General features: G+C 60.9%; 23 protein-coding genes and 1 pseudogene. 9 read left to right on the top strand and 15 right to left on the bottom strand.

All coding sequences use genetic code 11. The annotated features are described in order from the left end of the window. Positions 1–95 precede the first annotated feature (95 nt). The 4 genes from phnF to P9292_RS14875 are packed head-to-tail and all read left to right on the top strand — an operon-like array spanning position 96 to position 2,995. On the top strand, positions 96–854 hold the full coding sequence (phnF, locus tag P9292_RS14890; RefSeq protein WP_250467518.1) for a phosphonate metabolism transcriptional regulator PhnF: 759 nt from the start codon (positions 96–98) through the stop codon (positions 852–854). Then, positions 851–1,549 (top strand): DUF1045 domain-containing protein, encoded by a 699-nt coding sequence (locus P9292_RS14885; protein ID WP_309959753.1) that lies wholly within the window; start codon positions 851–853, stop codon positions 1,547–1,549. The genes phnF and P9292_RS14885 overlap by 4 nt, the downstream gene beginning before the upstream one ends. Beyond that, the gene (gene phnN / locus P9292_RS14880; RefSeq protein ID WP_250527010.1) at positions 1,546–2,112 is read left to right on the top strand and encodes a phosphonate metabolism protein/1,5-bisphosphokinase (PRPP-forming) PhnN; all 567 of its coding nucleotides are present in this window, start codon (positions 1,546–1,548) and stop codon (positions 2,110–2,112) included. Before P9292_RS14885 ends, phnN begins: the two co-directional genes overlap by 4 nt. Positions 2,113–2,167: 55 nt before the next feature. Beyond that, a complete protein-coding gene (locus P9292_RS14875; protein WP_309959750.1) occupies positions 2,168–2,995 on the top strand; it encodes a CHAD domain-containing protein in 828 nt (275 codons plus the stop codon). 6 nt (positions 2,996–3,001) lie between these two features. Here the strand turns inward: P9292_RS14875 and phnE are convergent, their stop codons facing one another. The 4 genes from phnE to P9292_RS14855 all read right to left on the bottom strand — a co-directional run bounded on the left by phnE (position 3,002) and on the right by P9292_RS14855 (position 6,671). After that, entirely contained in the window at positions 3,002–3,736 is a 735-nt protein-coding gene (phnE, locus tag P9292_RS14870; protein WP_409015379.1) for a phosphonate ABC transporter, permease protein PhnE, read from the bottom strand. Positions 3,737–3,831: 95 nt separating this feature from the next. Continuing rightward, the gene (gene phnD, locus P9292_RS14865) at positions 3,832–4,803 is read right to left on the bottom strand and encodes a phosphonate ABC transporter substrate-binding protein (RefSeq protein ID WP_309959746.1); all 972 of its coding nucleotides are present in this window, start codon (positions 4,801–4,803) and stop codon (positions 3,832–3,834) included. 29 nt (positions 4,804–4,832) lie between these two features. After that, complete coding sequence (gene phnC / locus P9292_RS14860) at positions 4,833–5,660, bottom strand: phosphonate ABC transporter ATP-binding protein (RefSeq protein WP_309959744.1); 828 nt, start codon at positions 5,658–5,660, stop codon at positions 4,833–4,835. Between the two features lie 117 nt (positions 5,661–5,777). Beyond that, positions 5,778–6,671, bottom strand: a complete 894-nt coding sequence (locus P9292_RS14855) for a LysR family transcriptional regulator (protein ID WP_309959743.1) — start codon at positions 6,669–6,671, stop codon at positions 5,778–5,780. 143 nt (positions 6,672–6,814) lie between these two features. Here P9292_RS14855 and P9292_RS14850 point away from each other — a divergent pair, with 143 nt between their 5' ends. The 3 genes and pseudogenes from P9292_RS14850 to P9292_RS14840 all read left to right on the top strand — a co-directional run bounded on the left by P9292_RS14850 (position 6,815) and on the right by P9292_RS14840 (position 10,456). Continuing rightward, entirely contained in the window at positions 6,815–8,194 is a 1,380-nt protein-coding gene (locus tag P9292_RS14850; protein WP_309848390.1) for an SAF domain-containing protein, read from the top strand. 100 nt (positions 8,195–8,294) lie between these two features. Further along, a pseudogene (locus P9292_RS14845) lies at positions 8,295–9,600 on the top strand (MFS transporter). Positions 9,601–9,703: 103 nt separating this feature from the next. Then, the gene (locus P9292_RS14840) at positions 9,704–10,456 is read left to right on the top strand and encodes a Pr6Pr family membrane protein (RefSeq protein ID WP_250467525.1); all 753 of its coding nucleotides are present in this window, start codon (positions 9,704–9,706) and stop codon (positions 10,454–10,456) included. On the opposite strand, the gene P9292_RS14835 is transcribed toward P9292_RS14840, so the two are convergent. From P9292_RS14835 to P9292_RS14785, 11 genes are all read right to left on the bottom strand, one after another. Further along, complete coding sequence (locus P9292_RS14835) at positions 10,453–11,658, bottom strand: YbfB/YjiJ family MFS transporter (RefSeq protein WP_309959741.1); 1,206 nt, start codon at positions 11,656–11,658, stop codon at positions 10,453–10,455. The genes P9292_RS14840 and P9292_RS14835 overlap by 4 nt on opposite strands. 37 nt (positions 11,659–11,695) lie before the next feature. Continuing rightward, positions 11,696–12,310, bottom strand: a complete 615-nt coding sequence (locus tag P9292_RS14830; RefSeq protein ID WP_250510399.1) for a TetR/AcrR family transcriptional regulator — start codon at positions 12,308–12,310, stop codon at positions 11,696–11,698. Positions 12,311–12,467: 157 nt separating this feature from the next. Then, a complete protein-coding gene (locus tag P9292_RS14825; protein WP_244828793.1) occupies positions 12,468–12,776 on the bottom strand; it encodes an EthD family reductase in 309 nt (102 codons plus the stop codon). A 39-nt stretch (positions 12,777–12,815) separates the two neighbouring features. Continuing rightward, a complete protein-coding gene (locus P9292_RS14820) occupies positions 12,816–13,733 on the bottom strand; it encodes an MBL fold metallo-hydrolase (protein ID WP_244828794.1) in 918 nt (305 codons plus the stop codon). Between the two features lie 11 nt (positions 13,734–13,744). Next, positions 13,745–14,608, bottom strand: coding sequence for a quinoprotein dehydrogenase-associated SoxYZ-like carrier (locus P9292_RS14815; protein WP_309959739.1), 864 nt, complete (start codon positions 14,606–14,608; stop codon positions 13,745–13,747). A 34-nt stretch (positions 14,609–14,642) separates the two neighbouring features. Continuing rightward, on the bottom strand, positions 14,643–15,569 hold the full coding sequence (locus P9292_RS14810) for a quinoprotein relay system zinc metallohydrolase 2 (RefSeq protein WP_309959737.1): 927 nt from the start codon (positions 15,567–15,569) through the stop codon (positions 14,643–14,645). Continuing rightward, entirely contained in the window at positions 15,566–16,540 is a 975-nt protein-coding gene (locus P9292_RS14805; protein ID WP_309959735.1) for a LysR family transcriptional regulator, read from the bottom strand. Before P9292_RS14805 ends, P9292_RS14810 begins: the two co-directional genes overlap by 4 nt. A gap of 66 nt (positions 16,541–16,606) precedes the next feature. Further along, entirely contained in the window at positions 16,607–17,359 is a 753-nt protein-coding gene (locus P9292_RS14800) for a hypothetical protein (protein WP_409015165.1), read from the bottom strand. Next, positions 17,356–18,285, bottom strand: a complete 930-nt coding sequence (locus tag P9292_RS14795; protein WP_250467531.1) for a substrate-binding domain-containing protein — start codon at positions 18,283–18,285, stop codon at positions 17,356–17,358. Before P9292_RS14795 ends, P9292_RS14800 begins: the two co-directional genes overlap by 4 nt. A gap of 57 nt (positions 18,286–18,342) precedes the next feature. Next, positions 18,343–18,756 (bottom strand): c-type cytochrome, encoded by a 414-nt coding sequence (locus P9292_RS14790; protein ID WP_244828799.1) that lies wholly within the window; start codon positions 18,754–18,756, stop codon positions 18,343–18,345. A gap of 122 nt (positions 18,757–18,878) precedes the next feature. Further along, complete coding sequence (locus P9292_RS14785) at positions 18,879–20,696, bottom strand: methanol/ethanol family PQQ-dependent dehydrogenase (RefSeq protein ID WP_250510404.1); 1,818 nt, start codon at positions 20,694–20,696, stop codon at positions 18,879–18,881. Between the two features lie 347 nt (positions 20,697–21,043). Between P9292_RS14785 and P9292_RS14780 the strand changes: the two genes are divergently transcribed. Both P9292_RS14780 and P9292_RS14775 read left to right on the top strand, forming a co-directional pair. Beyond that, positions 21,044–21,418 carry a 4a-hydroxytetrahydrobiopterin dehydratase gene (locus P9292_RS14780; RefSeq protein ID WP_309959733.1) on the top strand — a complete coding sequence of 125 codons (375 nt, stop codon included), beginning with the start codon at positions 21,044–21,046 and terminating at the stop codon, positions 21,416–21,418. A gap of 83 nt (positions 21,419–21,501) precedes the next feature. Beyond that, a complete protein-coding gene (locus P9292_RS14775; RefSeq protein WP_309959731.1) occupies positions 21,502–22,551 on the top strand; it encodes a beta-ribofuranosylaminobenzene 5'-phosphate synthase family protein in 1,050 nt (349 codons plus the stop codon). The last annotated feature ends 2 nt before the right edge of the window (positions 22,552–22,553 follow it).

Genomic DNA, 22,553 nt, shown 5'->3' with positions numbered 1-22,553 from the left:
TAGACGTCTGGATAAGTGGGCTTTCATATTTCCATCACCATTTGCGCACTACAATGCCCAACAGCGATATTCAAACCGACGGGAATGACACCTACATGACATCGAACGAAAACGCGGCGCCGGGACACGCCGTCGAACGCGGCGCGGGGGTCGCGGTCTGGCGGCAGATCGAGCAAATACTCTCGGCGGAGATCGCCTCGAAGAGCTTCGGCGAGGAAGGCCGTCTGCCGAGCGAAGCGGAACTGGCGCGGCGCTTCGACGTGAATCGTCATACCGTGCGCCGCGCCATGCTGCGTCTTGCCGCAACGGGTCTCGTAAGCGTCGAACAGGGACGCGGCACCTTCGTGCAGCCTGGAGCGATCGACTATCAAATCGGCAGGCGCACGCGCTTCACGGAAAACATTCGCCGTCAGAAGCAGACGTCCACGGGCGTCGTGCTCTCTTCCGAACGCGTGAAGGCCGACCCTACCGTCGCGAAGGCGCTCGCTCTGCGTGCGGGCACGCTCGTCTATCAGCTCGAAACGCGTCATGACTCCGACGCCGTGCCGCTGACCTACGCACGCAACTGGTATCCCGCCGCGCGTTTTCCCGAGCTTCCCACGGTGATCGAAGCGACAGGCGGCATCACTGCGGCGCTCGCGGAGTTCGGCGTCAAGGACTATATGCGCAAGTGGAGCCGTATCGGCAGCGTGTTGCCTTCGTCGGATGTCGCGCGGCGCTTGCAGATCAACCGGCAGCAGCCGGTGCTGTGGGTCGAGAATGTGGATGTCGATGAACGCGGCGTGCCCGTCAAGTACGGCGTGACTCACTTCGCGGCAGATCGCGTGCAGTTGATGGTCGAGCACGATCTATGAGCGCTGCATGGAGTGACGAAGCGCGCATCGCACTGTATTACGCGCCGCCCGCCGCATCCGCATGGTGGCGTGCTGGTTGCGAATGGCTCGGGCGCGACGCGGAAAGCGGACTCTCGATGGAAACGGCAGCGCACGACATCACACGCGCGCCGCGCCGCTATGGTTGGCATGCGACCATCGTGCCGCCGTTCCATTGCGCGAGCGGCGTGCAACCCGCCGATGTGCTCGCGGCCGCGCGTGCCTGGGCGTCGTCGGTCACGCGCTTTGAGATGCCGGTGCGCGTAGCGGAAATGGGCCGCTTCGTGGCGTTGCGCGCATCGGAGGAAAACGACGACGAACGCTTGCGCGAAATGGCCGCAAGCGCGCTGCAAGCGCTCGCAGCAGTTCGCGCGATGCCATCGGCAGGGGACATCGAGCGGCGCATTGTCGACGGCATGAGCGAGCGGCAAATCGCGCTCGTACGTGAATGGGGCTATCCCTATGTCTTCGATGAATACCGCTTCCACATGACCCTCTGCGATTCGCTCGATGACACCCACGCGCGCGGTTCGGTCGTATCGGCATGGACGCGCAAGATCGACACGCTCGGCGCGCTGCCTGTGCATGGCGCGGCGCTTTTCGTGGAAAGCGCACCGGGCGCGCCGTTCACCTGGTGGCAGCGGCTGCCGTTCAACAACGTACGGGAAGGGGCATGAGCCAGAACGACACACTCGATAGCGCACGACTCATCTATGTCATGGGCCCGTCGGGCGCGGGCAAGGACTCGCTGCTCGGCTTTGCGCGCGAACGCGTCGGCGCACGCGTGATGTTCGCGCATCGGTACATCACGCGTGCGGTCGGCGACGGCGAGAACCACATTGCGTTGACGCATGAAGAATTCAAGGCGCGTCTTTCGTATGGACTTTTCTCGATGCATTGGGAAAGTCACGGCCTGTGCTATGGCATTGGCATCGAAGTGGATGCATGGCTCGAACGCGGCAGACCGGTGGTCGTGAACGGTTCGCGTCAACACGCGGATGCCGCCCTCGCCCGCTATCCGCATGCATGCTTCGTTTATATCGATGCCGCGCCCGCAGTGCTGGCCGCGCGGTTAGCAAGGCGCGGACGTGAAGACGCGCGGCAGATCGAAGCGCGTCTTGCGCGCCGTCCTTCCCTCGAACTGCCCAGGCATGCGCGCGTGGTGAACATCGACAACTCCGGGCTTCTGGCCGACGCGGGCACGCAATTTCTCCGCGCTATAGAAGAGACCGGCTCATAATCGCCGGAACGTTTCTTGCGAACGCCCACGACATTCCTTCGATAAAAGATTACCTATGAAATCCGGACGATCGAAAGACACGTTGTCAGGCGTCACCGCCGAATCGCAGTTTCGCACCTATGCCTCACCGCTCGTTGAAGAAGCGCTGCAGCACGCGCATGAACTGGAACAGAGCGATGATGCCGAAACACTGCACAAGCTCAGGATAGCGCTACGGCGTCTGCGCAGTCTCTTTTGGGCGTATCGGCCGATCCTCGACGATGCCTTCGACGACAAGCAGCGCGCCCTCTTGCGTTATCTCGCGCAGGCAGCCGGCAGCACGCGCGATTGGGACATCCTGATCGAATTGATGAGTGAGCATGAAGACACGGATCTCGCGCAGGCATTGCGCGGCCATCGCGATGCAGCATTGAGGACCAGTAAAGAGACACTCAATAACGCGGATATCAAGGGCGTCTTGCGCGAAGCCGTGGCGGAAGCCAACCGCGAACTCAACACTGCAAAAAAGCGCGTGGCTATCGAGCAATTCGCTTCTGACAGAGTTCGAAACGCGCGAAGGCAGTTGAAGAAACGCATCAAGCGCGCGCGGCAAGTGAAGCGCCCGGAATATGCCGCGCTGCACGAAGTGCGCAAAGCGGGTAAGAAAGTGCGCTATCTGATCGAGTTCTTCATGCCCCTGCTTGCCGAGAAGGAACGCGGTGGATTAAAACAGCTGAAGCGTCTGCAAAAGCATCTGGGCGCATTGAACGATGTCGTTGCAAGCCGCGATCTCCTCGACAAGAGCGACGCCTTGCCCAATGCCGCCGCCGCGAAGCCAGCCTTGCGTACTTTGAAGAAGCAACAAAAGCGCCGCATGAAGCAGGCGCTCAAGTCGCTTCGATAACGCCTTCTAGATCACGCGCTCGCGCACCCATCCCGACGCCAGATCGATCAGCGATACGATCACCACGACGATCAACATGACCGCTGCGGTCTGCGCGTAGTTGAACGAGCGGATGGCCTCGTAAAGCACTACGCCGATACCACCCGCGCCAACCATGCCGACGACCATCGCCGAGCGCACGTTCGACTCGAATCGATACAGCGCGAACGAAATCCACAGCGGCAGCACTTGAGGCAACACGCCATACACGATCTCGTCGAGACTGCTCGCCCCCGTGGCGCGCACGCCCTCGGCGGGACGCGCATCCACCGCTTCGACCGCTTCGGCGAAGAGCTTCGCCAGCACGCCCGTGGTATGCACCCACAGCGCGAGCACGCCTGCAAACGGCCCCAGCCCGACCGCGACGATGAACAGCATCGCGAAGACCATCTCGTTGATCGCGCGGCACGCGTCCATGAGCCGCCGCACTGGTTGCGCGATCCACACCGGCGCGATGTTCTGCGCCGACAGCAAGCCGCAAGGCACCGCGCAAATGAGCGCGAGCGCCGTGCCCCAGACAGCGACGGCAAGCGTCACGATCATCTCGTGCGCGTACATGCGCCATTCCGTGAAGTCGGGCGGAAAGAAGTCGCGCGCGAACTGACTCATGTTGCCGGATGCGCCGAGCAGATCGAGCGGACGCATGTCCGCACTTTGCCACGACGCGCCGAGTACCGCGATAAGCACGATCCAGCCGAGCATCGACACCCAGCTACGCTTGCCGCGCGGCGCTTGCACAGGCGCTTCCTCGGGCTTGCTCACGCCCGCGGCAAAGGTCGAGATATCGAGCGGCTTCATCACTTCGCCGCCGAGCCATCGAGAGCGGACAACTGCTGATCGAGCGATGCGATTTGCGCTTTCTTGTCGGCGTCATCCAGATGAGCGTTGTTCTGCACCTGTTCCTTCTTCTGAAAGAGCGCCATCTGACGAATGGGCACGAGCTGCGCATTGGACGATGCCGCGAAGCCCGAATAGCCGGAGATAGCCGTCATCACGGACTGTTCGCGCGGGTCCTTTTCGCCGTAGTGAACGAAGAAGTTCAGCAGCTTGTCCTTCGTTATCTGCGGCAGATCGCGACGCCACACAAGCGGGTCCGACGCGATGAGCGGCGACTTCCACAGCACACGCACCTTCGGATATAGCTCGGGATGCTGCGTCTTGATGGTGTCGAGCATGTCGGTGTTGTTGGTCGCGACATCGATCTTGTCGTTGACGACCGCGAGCATGTTGGCTTCATGGCTCGAAGGCAACACGCTCTTGAACGAGGTCTTCGCCGAAAGCCCGTTCTTCGCGAAGAGATAATATGAAGGCACCAGCGTGCCGGAAGTGGAGTTCGGATCGCCGAAGCCCAAATTGATATCGTGGCTGTTCTTCAGCACCTGATCGACGCTCTTCCACTTGCTGTTGGCGTTCGTGATGAGCACGGAATAGTAGCCCGCCTCGCCGCTCTTGTACTTGACCTTCGCAAAGACTTCGCCGTTGGAGCGGTCCACCGCTTCGATGGCGGACGCATTGCCGAAGAAGCCGATCTGCACCTTGTTGAAGCGCATTGCTTCGATAATGCCCGCATAGTCCGTGGCGAAATACGCCTTCACATCGAGACCGGTCTGTTTGTTCAGATCGTCGATGAGCGGTTGCCAGCGTTGCTTGAGCGCCGACGAAGAATCCGTCGAGATGATGCCGAAGCTGAGCGTATCGGCAAAGGCCACTGAGCTCATGAAGCATGACGCGAGTGCCGCGCCGGCCAGGAAGGTACGGGCTGATTTCATGGAGATGCGGTCCGTAGTTTGATTGCGATTCAGGATGTGGCGACAGAGGCAAAAGTCGCGGGGGGATGTTCACGCTCGTCGTGATCGGCCAGCAATTCGGCGGCGGCCGCGCCGTACAGTTCGCGCAACAGCATGGGCGTGAGCTTCGCGGATGCGCCGTCGTAGACCACGCGGCCATCGCGCAAGGCAACCGTGCGCGTGCAGTACTTCATCGCTATGTCGATCTGATGCAGCGACACGATCACCGTGAGTCTGTGATCGCGATTTAGCGACTGCATGAGCTCCATCACGCGCCGCGCAGATTCAGGATCTAGCGAGGCAATTGGTTCATCCGCGAGCACGATGCGCGCACGCTGCACGAGTGCACGCGCGAGCGCCGCACGTTGCTGCTGTCCGCCCGACAGGTTGCTCGCGCGTTCGAGCGCATGTTCGCCAATACCCATCGCGGTAAGCGAGTCCATCGCCAGCGCGCGTTCGTCGCGCGGAAAACGCCCTGAGAGACGCCGCCATAGCGACACACGCGTAAGCGCGCCGATGAGTACGTTGGTGATTACCGAAAGACGTCCCACCAGATTGAACTGTTGAAACACGAAGGCCACATCGCGACGAATGGCGCGCACTTCACGCACGATCTTGCCGTTCTGCTGAATCGGCCTGCCGAGCAGCGTCACATGCGAGGGCGCCGCATCCGATGCGATAAAACCCGCGATATGGCGCAAGAGCGTCGATTTGCCCGAGCCCGACGCACCGATGAGCGCGACCATTTCGCCCTCTTCCACGCGCAGATCGACGGCATCAAGCGCCTTGCGGCCATTGCGAAACGTCTTGGTGAGACGCTCGATACGAATTGCGTCCATGGCTTTCCTCGTCTGCCGCTGTAACGTTGGGCAAATTCTAGAAAGGCAACATGACGAGAAAGTGACGCTGATGAGACGTCTAGATGAATACATCACCTGGCACGTGCGGCCGGGCGTTTATTCTTCGAGAAACCACGTGCCTTGGCACTCGGTGCGAATGAAATCCGCAAGCAGTTTGACGCGTGCGACATCGCGCGTTTCGGCAAGCGTCACGAGCCAGTAAGAGCGACTCAGCGCAATTTGATCCGCAAAAAGCCGCACCAGATTCGGTTCCCTGCGCGCCATGAAACACGGCAGCACGCCGAGACCCACGCCGCCCGCGACGGCGGCCGTCTGACTGATCACGTTGGAGATGCGAATGGTCGGCGTGAGCGTGCTCGATACCTGCGGCAGATAGTTCAGTTCAGCGGACCACATCTGGTCCTCGACATAGCCGACCCACGGATGCGTGAGCAGATCGCGACGCGTGACGATTGCCGCATGTGTCGCGAGATATTCGCGCGCGGCATAGACGCCCAACGCATAGTCCGTGAGCTTGTGCGCATAGACGCGCCCTTGCGCCGGCCGCGTCATGCTGACAGCGAGATCGGCTTCGCGCTTCGAAAGACTGAACATGCGCGGATTCGCGATCAATTCGATCTCGAGTTGCGGATGCATGGCCGAGAGCTTGGAAATACGCGGCGCGAGAAAGTAAGTACCGAAGCCTTCCGGCGTGCCGATGCGCACGCTTCCCGTCAGACCAATGGACGCATCTTCGAGACGATGCCGCATGTGCAATGCAAGACTTTCCATGCCTTCCGCATCGCTCAGTACGCGTTCGCCTTCGGGGGTCAGCACAAACCCTAAGGAACTGCGGTTGAACAGTCGCACACCGAGTGCAGTTTCAAGCGCGGCCACACGCCGGCTCAGGGTCGAATGATCCACGCCCATTTGCTGCGCGGCCACGGTGAGTCTGCCCGCGCGCGAAATGGCGAGAAATGCCTGAATGTCGTCCCAGTCGAAACCACGCATGAGGATTTCTGCACAGAGCGATTGCCGATTTGCCCATTCTATTGCAAGAAACACGCTGCTATCTTTTCTTCAACTCTGCGAATGCGGAGCAGACGATGCGGCTCGATCGTCACGACACGAAAGCCTGAATGGAGACAAACAGCATGTCGCTCATTGCGAAACTCAAGGCGCGCGCGCAGGAAGGCAAGCCGGTCAAGGTCGGCCTGATCGGTGCGGGCAAATTCGGTTCGATGTATCTCTCGCAAGCGCCGCGCACGCCCGGCATTCATCTCACCGGCGTGGCCGATCTCTCGCCCGAGCGCGCGCGTGCCGCGCTCAAACGTGTGGGCTGGGAAGAGGCGCGTTATTCGGCGGCATCGTGGAACGAAGCCATCGGCAACGGCTCGACCTATATCACCGACGACGCCGATGCCATGATCGCAAGCGATCATGTCGATATCGTGATCGATGCAACGGGCAGCCCTGCCGCGGGCATTCATCACGCGCTGCTGTGCTGCAAGCATCGCAAGCACATCGTCATGGTGAACGTGGAAGCCGATGTGCTCGCAGGCCCGCTGCTCGCACGCCGCGCACGAGAGGCGGGCATCATCTATTCGATGGCTTCGGGCGATCAGCCCGCGCTCATCGCGGAACTCGTGGACTGGGCACGCACCATCGGCTTCGATGTGATCTGCGCGGGCAAGGGCACGAAGTATCTGCCGATCTACCATCAGTCGACGCCCGATACCGTGTGGGGCCATTACGGGTTCACCGAGGAACAGGTCGGCTCCGGCGACTTCAACGCGCAGATGTTCAACTCGTTTCTCGACGGCACCAAGTCCGCGCTCGAGATGGCCGCTGTTTCCAACGGATGCGATCTGCGTCCGCCCGCCGACGGCCTCGCGTTCCCCGCATGCGGCGTGGACGATCTGCCAAGCGTGCTGCGTCCCGCATCGGAAGGCGGGATCCTGCCGCATCGCGGTAGCGTGGAAGTAGTGTCGTCGCTGGAACGCGATGGGCGCCCCGTGTTCCGCGATCTGCGCTGGGGCGTCTACGTCGTCATCGAAGCCCCCACGGACTACGTGCGCGACTGCTTCTCGCAGTACGGTCTCAAGACCGACAGCACGGGTCGCTTCGCCGCCATGTACAAGCCGTATCACCTGATCGGCCTGGAACTGGGCCAGTCGATCGCGAGCATCGCCGTGCGTGGCGAAGCAACCGGCGCGACAACTGGCTTTCATGGCGATGTCGCCGCCACCGCGAAGCGCGATCTGCGCGCGGGCGAGCGGCTCGACGGCGAAGGCGGCCACACCGTGTACGGCAAACTGATGCCCGCTGCGGACTCGTTGCTGCTGGGTGCGTTGCCTATCGGCCTTGCGCACAACATGGTGCTGCAACGCGCCGTGCCTGCGGGACAACCCGTGCGCTGGAGCGATGTGGCATTCGACGCAAGCAAGGAAGCCGTGCGGGTACGACGCGAGATGGAAGAATTCTTTCGCGCCGAGATGAAGCTTGAACTACCGGCGCAAAAGCTCGCGAGCTAGTTCATCGATGAAGACATTTTGATCCGCGGCACGCCCGGTCCATCTCATGGTCCGGGCGTTCGCCATCTCTAAACGCCCGGCAAAGGGCGACGGAGGAGACATGAGCCAAATCAGCGAAACTCTCGGCGTTACGCAAGCAGGCAGTGCGGACGTCTACCGCAAGATCACGTGGCGCATCATGCCGTTCATCGTGCTCTGCTATCTCTGCAACTATCTGGACCGCGTCAACGTGGGCTTCGCGAAGCTGCAGATGCTTTCCGATCTCGGCTTTTCCGATGCGGTGTATGGCCTCGGTGCCGGTATCTTCTTTATCGGCTACTTCATCTTCGAGGTACCCAGCAATCTCATCCTGCATCGCGTGGGCGCGCGGCGCTGGATTGCGCGCATCATGATCACGTGGGCGATCGTTTCGGCGCTCACGCTCGTGGTCAAGACGCCGTTTCAGTTCTATCTCGTGCGCTTCGTCCTCGGCATCGCGGAAGCGGGTTTCTCACCGGGCATCATGCTGTATCTGACGTACTGGTTCCCGGCGAGAAAACGCGGCTTCGCCTATGGTGTGTACTACATCGCCATTCCGCTTGCCGGCATCGTGGGGGGTCCGTTGTCGGGCTGGATACTGACCGCGTTCAAGCATTCGGCCGTGATGTCGGCGTGGCAATGGCTCTTCCTCATCGAAGCAATTCCAGCGTTTATCGTGGGTTTCGCCGTGCTCTTCATGATGGTCGACAAGCCAAGCAAGGCACGCTGGCTCACCGACGACGAGAAGCGTCTCGTGACGCAAGCAGTCGAGCGCGAGGAAGGCGACAAGACCGCGCACCACGACGCCCGCGCGTTCCTTTCCGACCGCAACATCTGGAAGCTTGCCGGCGTTTTACTTCTGCCAGATCATCGGCCTCTATGGCATCAGCTTCTGGCTGCCGTCGATCATCAAGGACACAGGGCTCAAGAACGTCGAAGTGATCGGCTGGCTCTCGGCGATTCCGTATATCGTCGCGATTCCCGCGATCATTCTCACGGGCATCAGCGCCGACAAGTTCCGCTCCCGGCGCATGCACTTCTCCATTGCGCTCGTGATCGGTGCAATAGGCTTTGCGGCAAGCGGATACGTGGGACAGCAACCCGTGCTTGCGGTCATTGCGTTGAGTGTGGCGGCCGCTGGAATCTTGTCCGCGCTGTCGCTGTTCTGGGGCATTCCGGCTGCGTTTCTTGCGGGAACCTCGGCGGCGGCGGGCATCGCGGGAATCAATTGCGTAGGCAATCTCGCGGGTTTCGTTTCGCCGTATATGGTCGGGTGGCTCAATGTCACGACGCATAACAACAGCATCGGTCTTTATGCGGTTGCGGTGTTCATGGTGATCGGCGCATTCGCGGTGCGTTCGATTTCCGGCAAGCTAGCGGATCATTGAAATCAAGCGACGAACGAGCCGCCTGCCGTTTTCAACGAACACGGCAGGCGGCCGTGCTTTTTGCAACGCTGCAAGGGCCGGCGCGCGTCGATAAAATGGGTGCATGACCGACTCGTCTTCACAATCCTCGAGCACGCCGTCGCGCGCACCCGAACACGACTTGCCGCTGCACACGCCCAGCACCGCATCGCTCGGCGTGGCGGCCGCCATCGCCATGATTGCGTGGCTCGCGCTCGCGGCGCAGACGGATATCACCATCGCGCGCATGGTCGGACGCGGCTTTACCGTGATCGACGGCATTGCGCGTACCACCAGTTATCTCACCAACCTCACGGTGTTCTTGACGGCGTTATGCTTCACCTGCGTGGCCATACGCGCGAACGCGCCCATTGCGCGCTTCTTTCGTCAACCGACGGTGGTAACGGCGGTGGTCGTGTATATCGTGTTCGTGGGCATTGCCTATAACGCGTTGTTGCGATGGCTATGGACGCCCTCGGGTTATCGTGCGCTCGTCAATGAATCGCTGCATACGGTCGTGCCCGCGCTCGCCGCGCTTTACTGGGTGCTCTTCGTGCCGCGCTTTCATCTGTCATTGCGGCGCTGCGCCTTATGGCTCGTCTATCCGCTCTGCTATCTCTTCATTACGTTATGGCGCGGCAGTGCATCCGACTTCTATCCCTACTGGTTCATCAACGTGGCGGAACTCGGTTACGAGCGCGTGTTCTTCAACTCGGCCATGCTAGTCGCCAGCTTTCTGATTCTGATGAGCGTATTCATCGTCATCAATCACAGACGCCAGGACTTGCGCATATCCGACCCCGACATGGAATCGGACGACACGGGCCCATCGCGTTAGTCACGATTCACGAACAGATCGGCGACGAATGCGGCAGTCAACGCCAACGCGCCGCATGCGAAGATCAGCGCGTAGTTGTTATGCGTATGCGAGAAAAGAAACGAGTAGCCATAGCCGCCGACCGCCTGAAAGAGCGCGAATGCCGAAGTCGCGCGACTCCATGAGGCGCGCTGCTCCGCGTGATCGTGCGGCAGCAATTCATGCACGCGACCCAGTGCAAGCGGCACGATACCGGGCGTGAAGAGCCCGAGAATCACGGTCGCAAGGCCGATCACATAGGCATGGCCCGACATCGCGAGCAGCGCGGCTGCAGCCGCCTGCACGATCAACGCATAGCGGTACGCGCGGCCAAAGCCGATTCGGTCGCCCAGATTTCCGCAGATGAGCGGCCCGAAGATAGCCGCCACGCCATACAGCACCCAATAGCTCGCACCGACGCCGGCGCCGCGTCCGATCCCTCGCGCGATATAGTCGACGAGCAGAATCATCGCGGGCACGAGACCCAGTGCGTTCGCCGCGTATTGCGCGTAAAGCAGGCGCAGACGCGTGCCGTCATGACGCGCGCCATGCGCCTCCCTGGTCACGGCAGGCACGGGAGGATTCGTCGATGGCCAGCCGAACCAAGCGACAACCGTCAACACAAGCGGGAACACGCCGAGTCCGATCCACGTCGCCTGCAAGCCGTAATGCAGCAGCCGCGGAATGAGCGTGCCCGATGCCGCGATGCCGAAGCCCAGCCCGAAGAAGATCATGCCGCTTGCAAAGCCGCGCCGTGCGGGCGCGATATGCGGAAGGATCGTGGTTGCGACGAGCACCATGATAGCGCCGCCCGAAAGTCCCGAAAGAAAGCGCCAGCCGAAGAACCAGGCAATCGACAACGGAAACGCGCATGCGAAAAACGCGGCCGTGGCAATGGCCATCAAGAGGCGCAACGCGAGCCGGTTGCCGAGCGTCGATGCCATGGACCTGCCGAACAACGCGCCCGCGAGATAGCCCGCGAAATTGGCTGCGCCCAACGTCACCGCTTGCGACGACGTGAACCAATGCGCTTCGATAAGCGGTGGAATGAGCGGCGTATAAGCGAAGCGCGCGAGACCTATTGCGACGAGACTCGCGCAGAAGCCCGCGAGCATGGCGTAGATGGAACGCATGTCGAGTGAATCCGATTGACCGGCGCGTAAGGCCGACGCTTGATCCTGCATGATGTTGACTCCCGGAGCGAATGGCGTGACGTGTGTTCTAACGCGTGGCGAACTTCGCACGCATTGGCGGAAGTTTCAGCAGCATGAGCGTGGGAGCGACAGCCGCCACGAGCAGCTTCGGCTGAGGATCGATACGCGCCAGCACGCGCACGCCGAGAAGCACGGCGAGCAGACTCGTGGCGGCATCGGTTGCGGACATCATGCGTTCGATCTCGCCGCTTTTGAACGCGGCGGAAAGACAGCGCTCGAAGAAGCCGCGTAACAACTCGACTTCCTTCGCGATGAGTTCGTGAAACGCCTCGTCCTCGAGCGGCGCCGCGAGCGCGGCATTGACCAGCATGCAGCCGCGCCGGTGTTCATCCGATACCGAGCGCTCGACGATCTCGCGAAAGAAGCCCGCAACGGCGTGCGCAGGCGTGCAAGTGGCTTCGAGACGCTCGATACGCTCGCGCAACGTATGTTCGAGATAGTGATCGAGCGCGCGCAAAAAGAGCGCGCGCTTGTCGCCGAACGCGTTGTAAAGGCTCGGTTGCGTGAGACCCGTCAGTTGTACGAGGTCACGTGTGGACGTGCCCTCATAGCCGTGCGTCCAGAATGCTTCGGCTATGGTGTTCAGCACATCGTCTTCGTCGAAATTGCGCGGTCGCGCCATGATGCAGGCTCCATTCCATGGTTGCGTCACGTTTTATATCGGACGCCACAGAACGAATTATATATCGATGGATACAAAACCTGCTTGAACCGTCGTCCAACAAAAAAAAAGCCGGCGAAGCGCCGGCTTTTTCGTATGCGGAAAAACAACCGTGCTGTCAGGCGTCTTTCGTGTCGAACATCAGCAGCTCGACGCCCGCCTGCGCGAAATTCGCCAAGTCGCCGGCGGTCTTCTGGCCTTCAGGCGACCCGAGCGCGGACTCGATCGCTTCGAGCGATTCGAATTCAAGCAGCGCAACCAGGTAATACGGCGACTCGCCTTGCGCGGTAGCAACCGGCCCCGTGCTGATCTGGTAACTCTTTAGGCCCGGCAACGTCTTCGCCAGCGGCGCGTGCGTGGAGGCGTAGTAGTCGTCGAATGCCTTCGTATCGGACGGATTCTTGTAAAGCGCAACGAGCTGGGCCATCGTCTTGTCTCCTGAGTGTTTGTCATGAACAACAATGCGTTACTGCTTCTCCAACTGTAGATAGATACGTTGCACGTTCTGCGGCTGCGCTATGCCATAGAGCTTGTAGCCGCGAAAGGCGGGCAAGTCGACGGTATGCATGGCCTCGGTCAGTCCCATGCCGCTCCGATATGCGCGTCTGACCGCGCTGTCGAGTTCGCGCAGATAAAGGCCTGTCTGCATGATGTCGTCGTTGCTCAACGGCGGTCCGAACGCCGGAACGATAGTCTTCGATTCGAGTCCGCGCAGATTCTCCAGCGCCGCGAGCCAGCCATGAATGTCCTCGTTGCGCAGTTCGGGGATGCGCCCGTTCGAGATCAGACTACCCGCGAACAACACGCCGCTTTGCGTATCGAGCACGGCCAGATCGCCTGGCGTGCTTGCCGGTCCGAAGTGCAGCAATTGCAGCTTGCGATCGCCATTCACGACTTCCGTGGTGCCTTCCACCGTTCGGTCGGGAACCGTGACGCGCGAGCCTGCCATCTCGTCTTCACCGAGGGTCTTTCGCAGGTTCGCGAGACAGATTGGGCAACGTTCCCGGATCAACTGAGCCGTGCGGTAATGCGCGAGAATCGGCACGCCCTGATCGCGGAACGCCGCCGCGCCAAAAACGAACTCCGGTCCTTGATGCGTGATGATCACGAGCGTGACGGGTAGCGGCGTGACTTTTCGAATGGCTTCGATCATCGCGCGTCCGTAGCGGTACGAAGCTCCCGTATCGATTACCGTCACGCCGCTCGGTCCCACGATAAAGCCGTTGTTCGCGACCATGCCGTGATTCGCGGGCGCGACAGCATCGCCGTCACCGATAAACGCATACACGCCCGGCGCTACTGCGACGGGCGCGGGCATGCCGCTCATCGCCGCATGAACGACGGCGCAAAATGCGAGGAACAACGCACCGATGAGCGCACGCAAGCCGCGCCCCATCATTTCATGGCCGAGGTTTGCGTGCCCGATTGCGTCGTGATCGCAACCTCGCCGTCGAACCGCTTGTTCTTCGTGTCTTCAATAGCGACCTTCAATTCTCCGTTTTCCCTCGGCAGAAAATAGAAGCGGAAGTTGGGGTTCTCGCTGATCGAGAAATTCACATTCGCGGTCATCACGGGCTTGCCGCCATAAGTCACGGCAACCTTGCGCACGAAGTACGCGGTCGCATAGTTACGCGTGACCTGATCCATCGCCATGCCGGTGCGATTAGGATGGCGCACCATCAATTGCGCGAGTTCGGGCTTGCCCGCAATAGGGGCGCCTTCCGCCTGCAAACGTACCTGACCCGCCGCGCGTTCGGCCGCGTCTTCGTCCTTGCCCGCAGGCGCGGAGCAACCACCCGATGCCTTGATGAAACGCACCGCGCTATACAGATGTCCGTCGTTCGTTTCGGCGATGGCACGCATGAACGTGTAATCCTCTACCCGCACCCGTGTCTCGATGCTGGCAAGTCCGGAGTCTGGCGTGAACTCGAAAGAACCGGCGTAGGGCTCGGGATTTTCGTCGATGAAGAGATAAATCTTCTTGATGTAATGCGTGCTCGTCTGCGGAAACTGCGCGCTGATCGCAATGGGTACGACGGCGGCATCGGCGGCGCGTTTGGGTGCATCGAACTTGATGACGGCATCGCCTTTCGTGTCGATCGGCCGCCCTTTGAACGCGCCTTCCTTGAAGTCGAGCCAGCGCGCCACCTTGTCTGGATCGTCGTCGGGTTGCGCCGCATGCGAAGCGTAAGGCGCAAACATGGTGAGCGCCGCGACAAACCCTAAGCCTGCGCGTGCGCCAAGCCTGATCGTCTTCATGGTGTCCTCCTTTGCTGCAACGCGGCGTGCGCCGCTACTGCTCCCACTCCAGTTCAGCATAGACAGCGGTGACGTTGCGCGCGTGATAGGCATCGTAGAGCCGCCACTTGTCGCGCTCGCCGAGACCGATGGTATCCACGGCCTGCTGAATCGTTTCGCCGCGCTTGATGGCCGCACGCACATCGCGCGCCAAATTCGCGAGGTACTGTTGCTCGTCGTCGAGCGAGCGCGGATACGGCGCGTCCAGGTCGCCATGACCGGGTACGACATGCCGCGGATTCATCTGCTTAATGCGGGCGATATTGTCAAGCCAACCAGTCACGCTGCCATCCACCACGGGAATGCAATGCACGAAAAGCAGGTCGCCTAGCCACAGCGTGCCGCTCTTCTCATCGTATACCGTCATGTCGTTGTTGGTGTGCGCTGTTTTCCAAGTTTGCAGCGTGAGCGTGCGCCCGCCGAGATCGAGCGTGGACGTGCCGTCTATCGTCATCGTCGGTGCAATGATTTCGCTGCCGGTCGCTTCATCGCCCAGTTCGCGTTTCAGCGCACGCAGGTAGTTCTCCGCGCGCAATGCCTCCGCCTGCGCAAGCTTGGCGCTGCCCACGTATTGCGGATGGTCGTCCTTGAAGGCCGCATTCCCGAAGATATGATCCGGGTGCATGTGCGTATTGATCACGTAGCAGACGGGCAAGGGCGTCACCCTGCGCACCGCCGCGCGCAATGCGCGCCCTTCTGCGAGCGTGCCGCCGGTATCGACCACAGCCACACAACGCTCGCCGACGATGAAGCCGACGTTCGCAATATCGCCGCCGTTCGCAGGCGTGGCAAGCTCGTCAAGTCCGCGATGCACGTAGTTCCCCGGCGCGAGTTCCTTCACCGTAAACGAGGCCTCTGCAAACGCATGTGCCGATGCCGCGCACAGCACCAGGAACGCGGCGAAGCGTAAAGCAGCGCTCATCGGACCTTGTCCGCATCGGCGAGACGTTTTGTTCGGCGCAGGCCGAACTGTTCGTACTCGCGCTCGAGGAAAGGCTCGGCGTGTTCGAGAAGAAAGCGCCGAAACGCAAGGCACGTCGGCGAGAGTTGCTTCGAACGCGAATGCACGAGTTGCCACGTACGTTCGACGGGCGTGCCGTTCACGTCGAGCACGGCGATCTCACCCGTGCGCAATTCGAGCCCCAAGGTATGCAACGAAATGAGGCTCACACCCATGCCCGCCATCACGGCCTGCTTGATGGTCTCGTTGCTGCCGAGCGTGACTTTGCGCGATGGCGTGAAGAGGTTCTGCCTAAACACATGCTCGGCGACGGCACGTGTGCCGGAACCAGGTTCGCGCAGGAGGAAAGTATCGTTGGCAAGCTCCTGCAGATCGAAGCGTCGCGCAGTTCTCAGCGGATGCGAAAGCGGCGCGATGATCACATGCGGATGGTAAGCAAGCGGCTCTGCAGTCGTGCCGAGTTCGGGCGGCGGGCGGCCCATGATGGCAAGGTCGGTCGCGTTGTCCTGCAGGAGCCTTAACAAGGTCTCGCGATTACCGACCGAAAAACGCACATCGACCTTGGGAAACTGCTGCGAATACAGCGCGAGCAACTTGGGCGCGAAGTAAGTCGCGGAACTCACGATACTCACCGCAATCGATCCGCTGTCGGCTTGCGTGAGTGACATCATCGCGTCTTCGGCGTCCTTGATCTCACCGAGAATTCTGCTTGCATGATGCGAGAGGCGTTCGCCCGCTTCCGTCAGCGAGAGACGCCGCGCCACGCGTTCGAAAAGCGGCAAGCCGGCCGCCTCTTCCAGTTGCCTGATCTGCATGGATACCGCGGGCTGCGTCAGATGCAGTTCCTCCGCCGCACGTGCGAAGCTCGGACAGCGCGTCGCTATCACGAATATCTGCAACTGACGCAAGGTGAGGGAGCGGATAAAGTTCACAGCGGCGTATCCGTGAGGCGTTCCTGAACGATTTAGCGGCTTGCCTCGGCGCTCGTGCAATCCACCTCAACGACTGGCCCGTGGCGCGTTGCCGACCTTTCCTCCCGGCGTGGCCATGTTCTTGAGCGCGCCCGAATAAGCGACCGTTTCCTTCTGCAGCGGATGCGCGAAGTCGTTCCCCGCGCCCGGCACTTCGGTGCGAATCAAGACGACATGTCCGGGAACATCATCGGCAACGACGAAGGTGTAGCGCTTGTTCGTGTATTGCTGCAGACGTTCTGCATTGGGATCGTTGAGGAAGGGCTGAATGACGATCTGCTTCGCTTTCACGTTCCTGGCCAGCCCGAGCGCCTCGCCGGAAACAGGCGTAATTGCCGGGTTTGCCGCAAGCGCCAGTCTCACGCGCTGCTGAAAGTAGCGACGCTGCCCGCCCGTCAACTCCTGCATCTCCGTGATGTCATGCTCCAGAAAATAGATGATCACCGGATTGCACGGCAGCCCCCCTGGCACGTCCACATTGCCCGTGCGATCGGACACGCGCGCATCGTTCTTCGTGTTGCCCTTGCTCACCACGAGCACGCGGACCGTGTCCTTGACCTTCGCCGGCGGCCCGGAAAAATCCACCGCATAGTCGAGCTCGGTTTGCTGATCCACGCCATCCAGATGCGGCTCCATGAACAGCAAGCGTTCGGCTGGCGCAATCTCGGTGGCAGGCGCGGAAGCAGGCGGTGTATCCGCCGCGAACGAGGCCGGCGGCATCAGCGAGACGAAGCCGCCAAGCGCGCAGGCGAGGGCAATACCTCGAATGTCGAACCTCATTGCGTGGAGGCCGGCTGCAGCGGCTGCAGCGGCAGCAACGGAACCTGATAGCTCGTCAGTATCTGATCGATCTTCGGCTGGTTCGACGCAATCCAGTTATCCACCTTGTCGCGCCATGCTTTTTCGCCGTAACGCACGCCCATTGAAATTTCATAATCGAAGCGAATGCCGGGTTGCGGTGCGAACGGCACGAGGCGCGCCTTGTTATCCGAGAGCTTCACGAAATAGCCTGCAATCGGGCCCCAGACGAAGGCGGCATCGACATTGCCTTGCGACAGATCATGCTCGATCATCTCGCCGGGAAAGGCGTCGGGATCGCCGCTTTGCCCCTGATACGACACCGCCTGTTCGATCAGATTGTGTTGCAACAGCCAGTCAGTCGCGGGACTCTTCACGAAGATGCCGAGCTTCATCTTCTTCAACTGATCCGGCGGCAGATTCATGAGATCGGCCGGCGACTTGATGCTGGCGTACTCCGGCCGGTTCGGGAACACCATGGCATAGGTCGAGTGCAGATAAGGGCGCGTGGTCGCGGTGAGTTCATAACCTTTGGGCACGCCGATAATCAGATCGCACTTGAACTGATCCGTGCTCGGTGCCTTGTCGCGCAGCGTATTGCGCACGAATCCCATGCGTTGCGGATAAAACGTGTATTCGAGCTTGTAGCCGAAGTCGCTTGCCATCTGGCTTGCGATCTTGTTCTCGAAGCCTTCGCCCTTCTGATTCGACAAAGGCATGTTGTTCGGATCCGCGCACACGCGCAGCACGCCGTCCGCGCCGTCGTTGTTAGGCAAGTTCGGCGGCGGTGTACCCGCGCCCTGCGCGAAGACCGTTTGCGCCGTGAACGCGAGCAACGCCGCGCATACCGTGTTCGATACGGCCGGGAATCGGAACGAAGCGGCGCGGCTTCCATTACGATCTGACATCGATACCTCCGGGTTCAAATGCAACTTCATGCAACATCGGACAAGCAACGAACGCAATCACTTCGCATCGAGCGCTTGTAAATCGCCCGGATTGATCTTGCCGTCTGAGCGTCCCTTCAGATACGCAAAGAGATTCTCCCAGTTTTTCTGCATCATCTGGCTCGCGCTGAAATCGGGCATACCCTTATCCACGCGTCCGCCAAACACGGTGCGATGAAACTCGTTCTTGTCCAACGTCTTGAAAGCATCGACGAGCGACGGGCCGACGAGACCCTCCTGCTTCGCCCCGTGACAACGTTCGCACGCGAGCGCGCGCCAGGTACGCCATCCTTGCAGCGTATCGGCATCGACCTTGTTGCCATCGACGACCTTGTACGCCACGGGCTTCATTTGTCCCGGGCTCGTCTGGGCAAACGAAGCGCTGGACGCCGCGAGCGCAATCGACAGCAGCAAGAGTGATCGGCCTTTCATTCGCTTGTCTCCTTGAATATCTCGTATGTGGGTTGTTCACGCGCGGCGGACTCCCTGACCGCCGCGCGTCATTACGCTTCGAATCGAACTAGTTGCAGGCTAACGAAACGGCTGATACGTAATCAGCCCGCGTTGCCCGGAATGGCAAACACGAAGAGCGTGCCGCCGAGTGCGGTGTACTTTGCAAGCTCGCGATAGCCGCCAACCGCACCCAGGCCTTCCGCCGACTTTTCGAGTCCCGCTGCCATGCCGATGCCGGCCCAGCCGCCGATGCCCGAATACACGCCGATGAACTGCTTGCCTTGGTATTGATAGGTGAACACGTTGCCGATGATCCCGGACGGCGTCTTGAACTTCCACAGCTCCTTGCCGTCCTTGATACGCACGGCCTTGATGTAGCCTTCGAGCGTGCCGTAGAACGCCACGCCGCCTGCGGTTGCGAGCGCGCCGGACCACACCGAGAACTTCTCCGTCTTGGACCATGCGATCTTGCCCTTCGACGCATCCCACGCGATGAAGTTACCCATCGCGCCGTTCTCGTTCGGACCAGGGAACATCGAGAGCGTGGCGCCGACGAACGGCTGACCCGACACGTAGTCGACCTGGAACGGCTCGTAGTCCATGCAGACGTGGTTCGTCGGCACGAGGAACAGGCTCGAATTCGGATCGAATGCGGCGGGTTGCTGGTCTTTCGAGCCCAACGCCGCCGGGCAGATGCCCTTGACGTTGTGATCGGGACCGGCTGCCTGCGTGGAGTAGCTGGCGTTACGAATCGGCAGGCCGCTCTTCAGATCGACGCTATTGGCCCAGTTCACCGCCGGGTCGTACTTCTGCGCCACGAGCAGTTCGCCGCTTTCTCGATTGAGCGTATAGCCGAAACCGTTACGGTCGAAGTGAACGATCGCCGGCGTCTTCTTGCCGTTGATGTTCAGGTCCGACAGGATCATTTCGTTGACGCCGTCATAGTCCCACTCGTCGTGAGGCGTCATTTGATAGACCCACTTCGCCTTGCCGGTATTCAGGTCGCGCGCGAAGATCGACATCGACCATTTGTTGTCGCCGGGTCGTTGCGTCGGGTTCCACGTGCCGGGGTTGCCTGTACCGTAGTAGACAAGGTTGAGCTTCGGGTCCCATGCATACCAGCCCCATGTGGTCCCGCCGCCATACTTCCACTGATCGCCCTGCCAGCTCTTGAGCGACGAGTCCGCACCGATGGGCGCCATCTTGCCGTCGGTCCAGGTCATCGTTTGCTGCGGGTCCATCAGCATCTCATTGTCGGGCCCGGTGCTGTAGGCCTTCCAGACTTCCTTGCCGTCCTTGATGTTGTAGGCAATGAGCCGGCCGCGAACACCGAACTCGCCGCCGGAGATGCCCGTCAACACCTTGTCGCCGAAGACGTGCGGCGCGTTGGTGTTGGTTTCGCCTTTCTTCGCATCGCCGTTTTGCGCGGTCCATACGACGTCGCCGGTCTTGGCGTCGAGCGCGACGAGCTTCGTGTCGGCTTGCTGCAGGAAGATCTTGCCGTCGCCATATGCGAGACCACGGTTGACCGTATCGCAGCACATCACCGAGATGACCTGATTGTCCTGCTTCGGCTGGTATTGCCAGATGAACGTCTGGTCCTTCAGACTGATGGCGATAACCTTGTTGGGAAACGGCGAATGGATATACATCGTGTCGCCGATGACGAGCGGCGAGCCTTCATGGCCTCGCAGCACACCGGTGGACATGGTCCAGGCAACCTGTAGCTTGCCGACGTTGTTCTCGTTGATTTGCTTGAGCGTGCTATAGCGGTGATTGGAATAATCGCCCGCTTGCGCCGCCCAGTTCGAAGGATTCTTGATTGCGGTGTCGAGTTGCGAATCAGCCTGCGCCACGTACGAATTGAGGCCTGCCGTTGCGACCACCGCCAGTCCAAGAACCAGGGTGCGTAAGTTCATGTCTCCTCCAGAATGATGATGCCTCCGACCCGGGAATGACCACGCTACCGTTTGCATCGTGCGCGCCTTCTGAATGCAGGTAACGAGATTCGCTTGTGCCCCGGTACATTGCCGGGATCTTGCGTGACCGGGCATTTGCATATTCCATGCCGGTTTGCGAACGCTTGTTTTGTGGCGTGCGAATGGCGGCGTGCGACACATACTGTGTCAAATACGCGAAAGGCTTCATGTGATGGAACAGCAACGCTTGCTCAGGTGTCACATGACGCGTCGCAGCATTGCGCAGCGCCGCTTCACGATCAACGCACGCGGCGCATACTCGGTGTTTTCCATAAGGAGGCAACGTCATGGCTCAAGCAGAGAAGGTCTACTCGGATGAAGAGGTGCGGGAACGGCTTACGGGTCCGCTCGCGCATTGGTATCTCGAGGACGGATGGCTCAGGCGCAAGTTCAAGACCGAGAGCTGGAAGGGCACGCTCATGGTCGTCAATACGGTCGGGCATCTTGCCGAAGCGGCCTGGCATCATCCCGACCTGACCGTCTCTTATGCGTTCGTCGTGGTCAAGCTCAAGACGCATTCGGCCAAGGGCATTACCGACAAGGACTTCGCGCTCGCCACGCGTATCGAAGACGTGGTGCAGTGGCAGCCAGGCAAGGAAAACGGTCCGCTCGACGGCACGCCATCCGACGATCAACGCTTCCGCTATATCAAGTACGACTAGCCCGGCCACGCGGCGCGTGCAGCCTTGGTATAACTTTTGCCTAACAGGGAAGCCCAAAACCCCCTGAAGGAACACGAGCCGCGATGCCAACCTCACCCCGACGCTTATCGCCTTTACCGGCGATCACGGTCGAAGCACCCGCGCGCCTGCATCTCGGCTTCCTCGATCCGAACGGCTCCTCAGGCCGCGCCTTCGGCAGTCTCGGGCTCGCGATAGAAGGACACGGCACGCGTCTCACCGCGCGCATCGCTCATGGCACGCGGCAGCAGACGGCGCAGATAGAAGGCCATGTCACGGAAGCGCAGAAAGAGCGTATCGCTCATTACCTTCAGCAATTGCAGGCGGCGTTCAATGAACCGCGTGCCGTCGATATAGACGTACACGAAGCACCGCGCGCGCATACGGGCCTCGGCTCTGGCACGCAGCTCGCCCTGACGCTCGGCACCGCCTTCGCACGAGCAACCGGTCACAACGGAACAAACACCACGGACATCGCGCGCATACTCAAACGGGGCGCGCGCTCCGGCATCGGCATTCATGGCTTCGATCACGGCGGCCTCATTCTCGACGGCGGCCGCGACATGCGCCACGCATCCGCGAATACGTTGCCGCCGCTGATCTCGCGCCAGGCCTTCCCCGATGACTGGCGCGTGCTTCTTATCGACGACACCTCGCGCGAAGGTCTGCACGGCGACGAAGAAAGGCGCGGACTCGCCGCACTCGATCCCTTCCCTGAAACACTCGCCGCGCATCTCAGTCATCTCGCGCTGATGCGTATCCTGCCCGCCGCCGCCGAAAGCGACTTCGATACCTTCGCCGACGCCATCAGCGACTTGCAGCAGACCATCGGCGAATACTTCGCGCCCGTGCAAGGCGGCGTGTTCGCAAGCCCCGCCGTGGCGCGCGCGCTCGAAGCCGTCGCCGCCGAGCAGAAGGCCGGCATCGGGCAGACGTCATGGGGACCGGTCGGCTTCGCGTTCGTCGCAAGCGCGCAGGACGCCGAACGCGCACTCGCGACCGCGCAACGCGTGACGCCTCGCGCACCCCTCACCTTTTCCATCGCTACCGGCCGCAATCGCGGCGCGACATGGCGTGCCGCCAACCGCCGCGAGCAAGGCGCGGATGCTGCCTGAAC

It is taken from the genome of Caballeronia sp. LZ001, from assembly GCF_031450875.1.
In the GTDB taxonomy this organism is placed as follows: Bacteria; Pseudomonadota; Gammaproteobacteria; order Burkholderiales; family Burkholderiaceae; genus Caballeronia.
The sequence above is the reverse complement of the archived record's forward strand: the minus strand, read 5'-3'. Positions and strand labels throughout refer to the sequence as shown.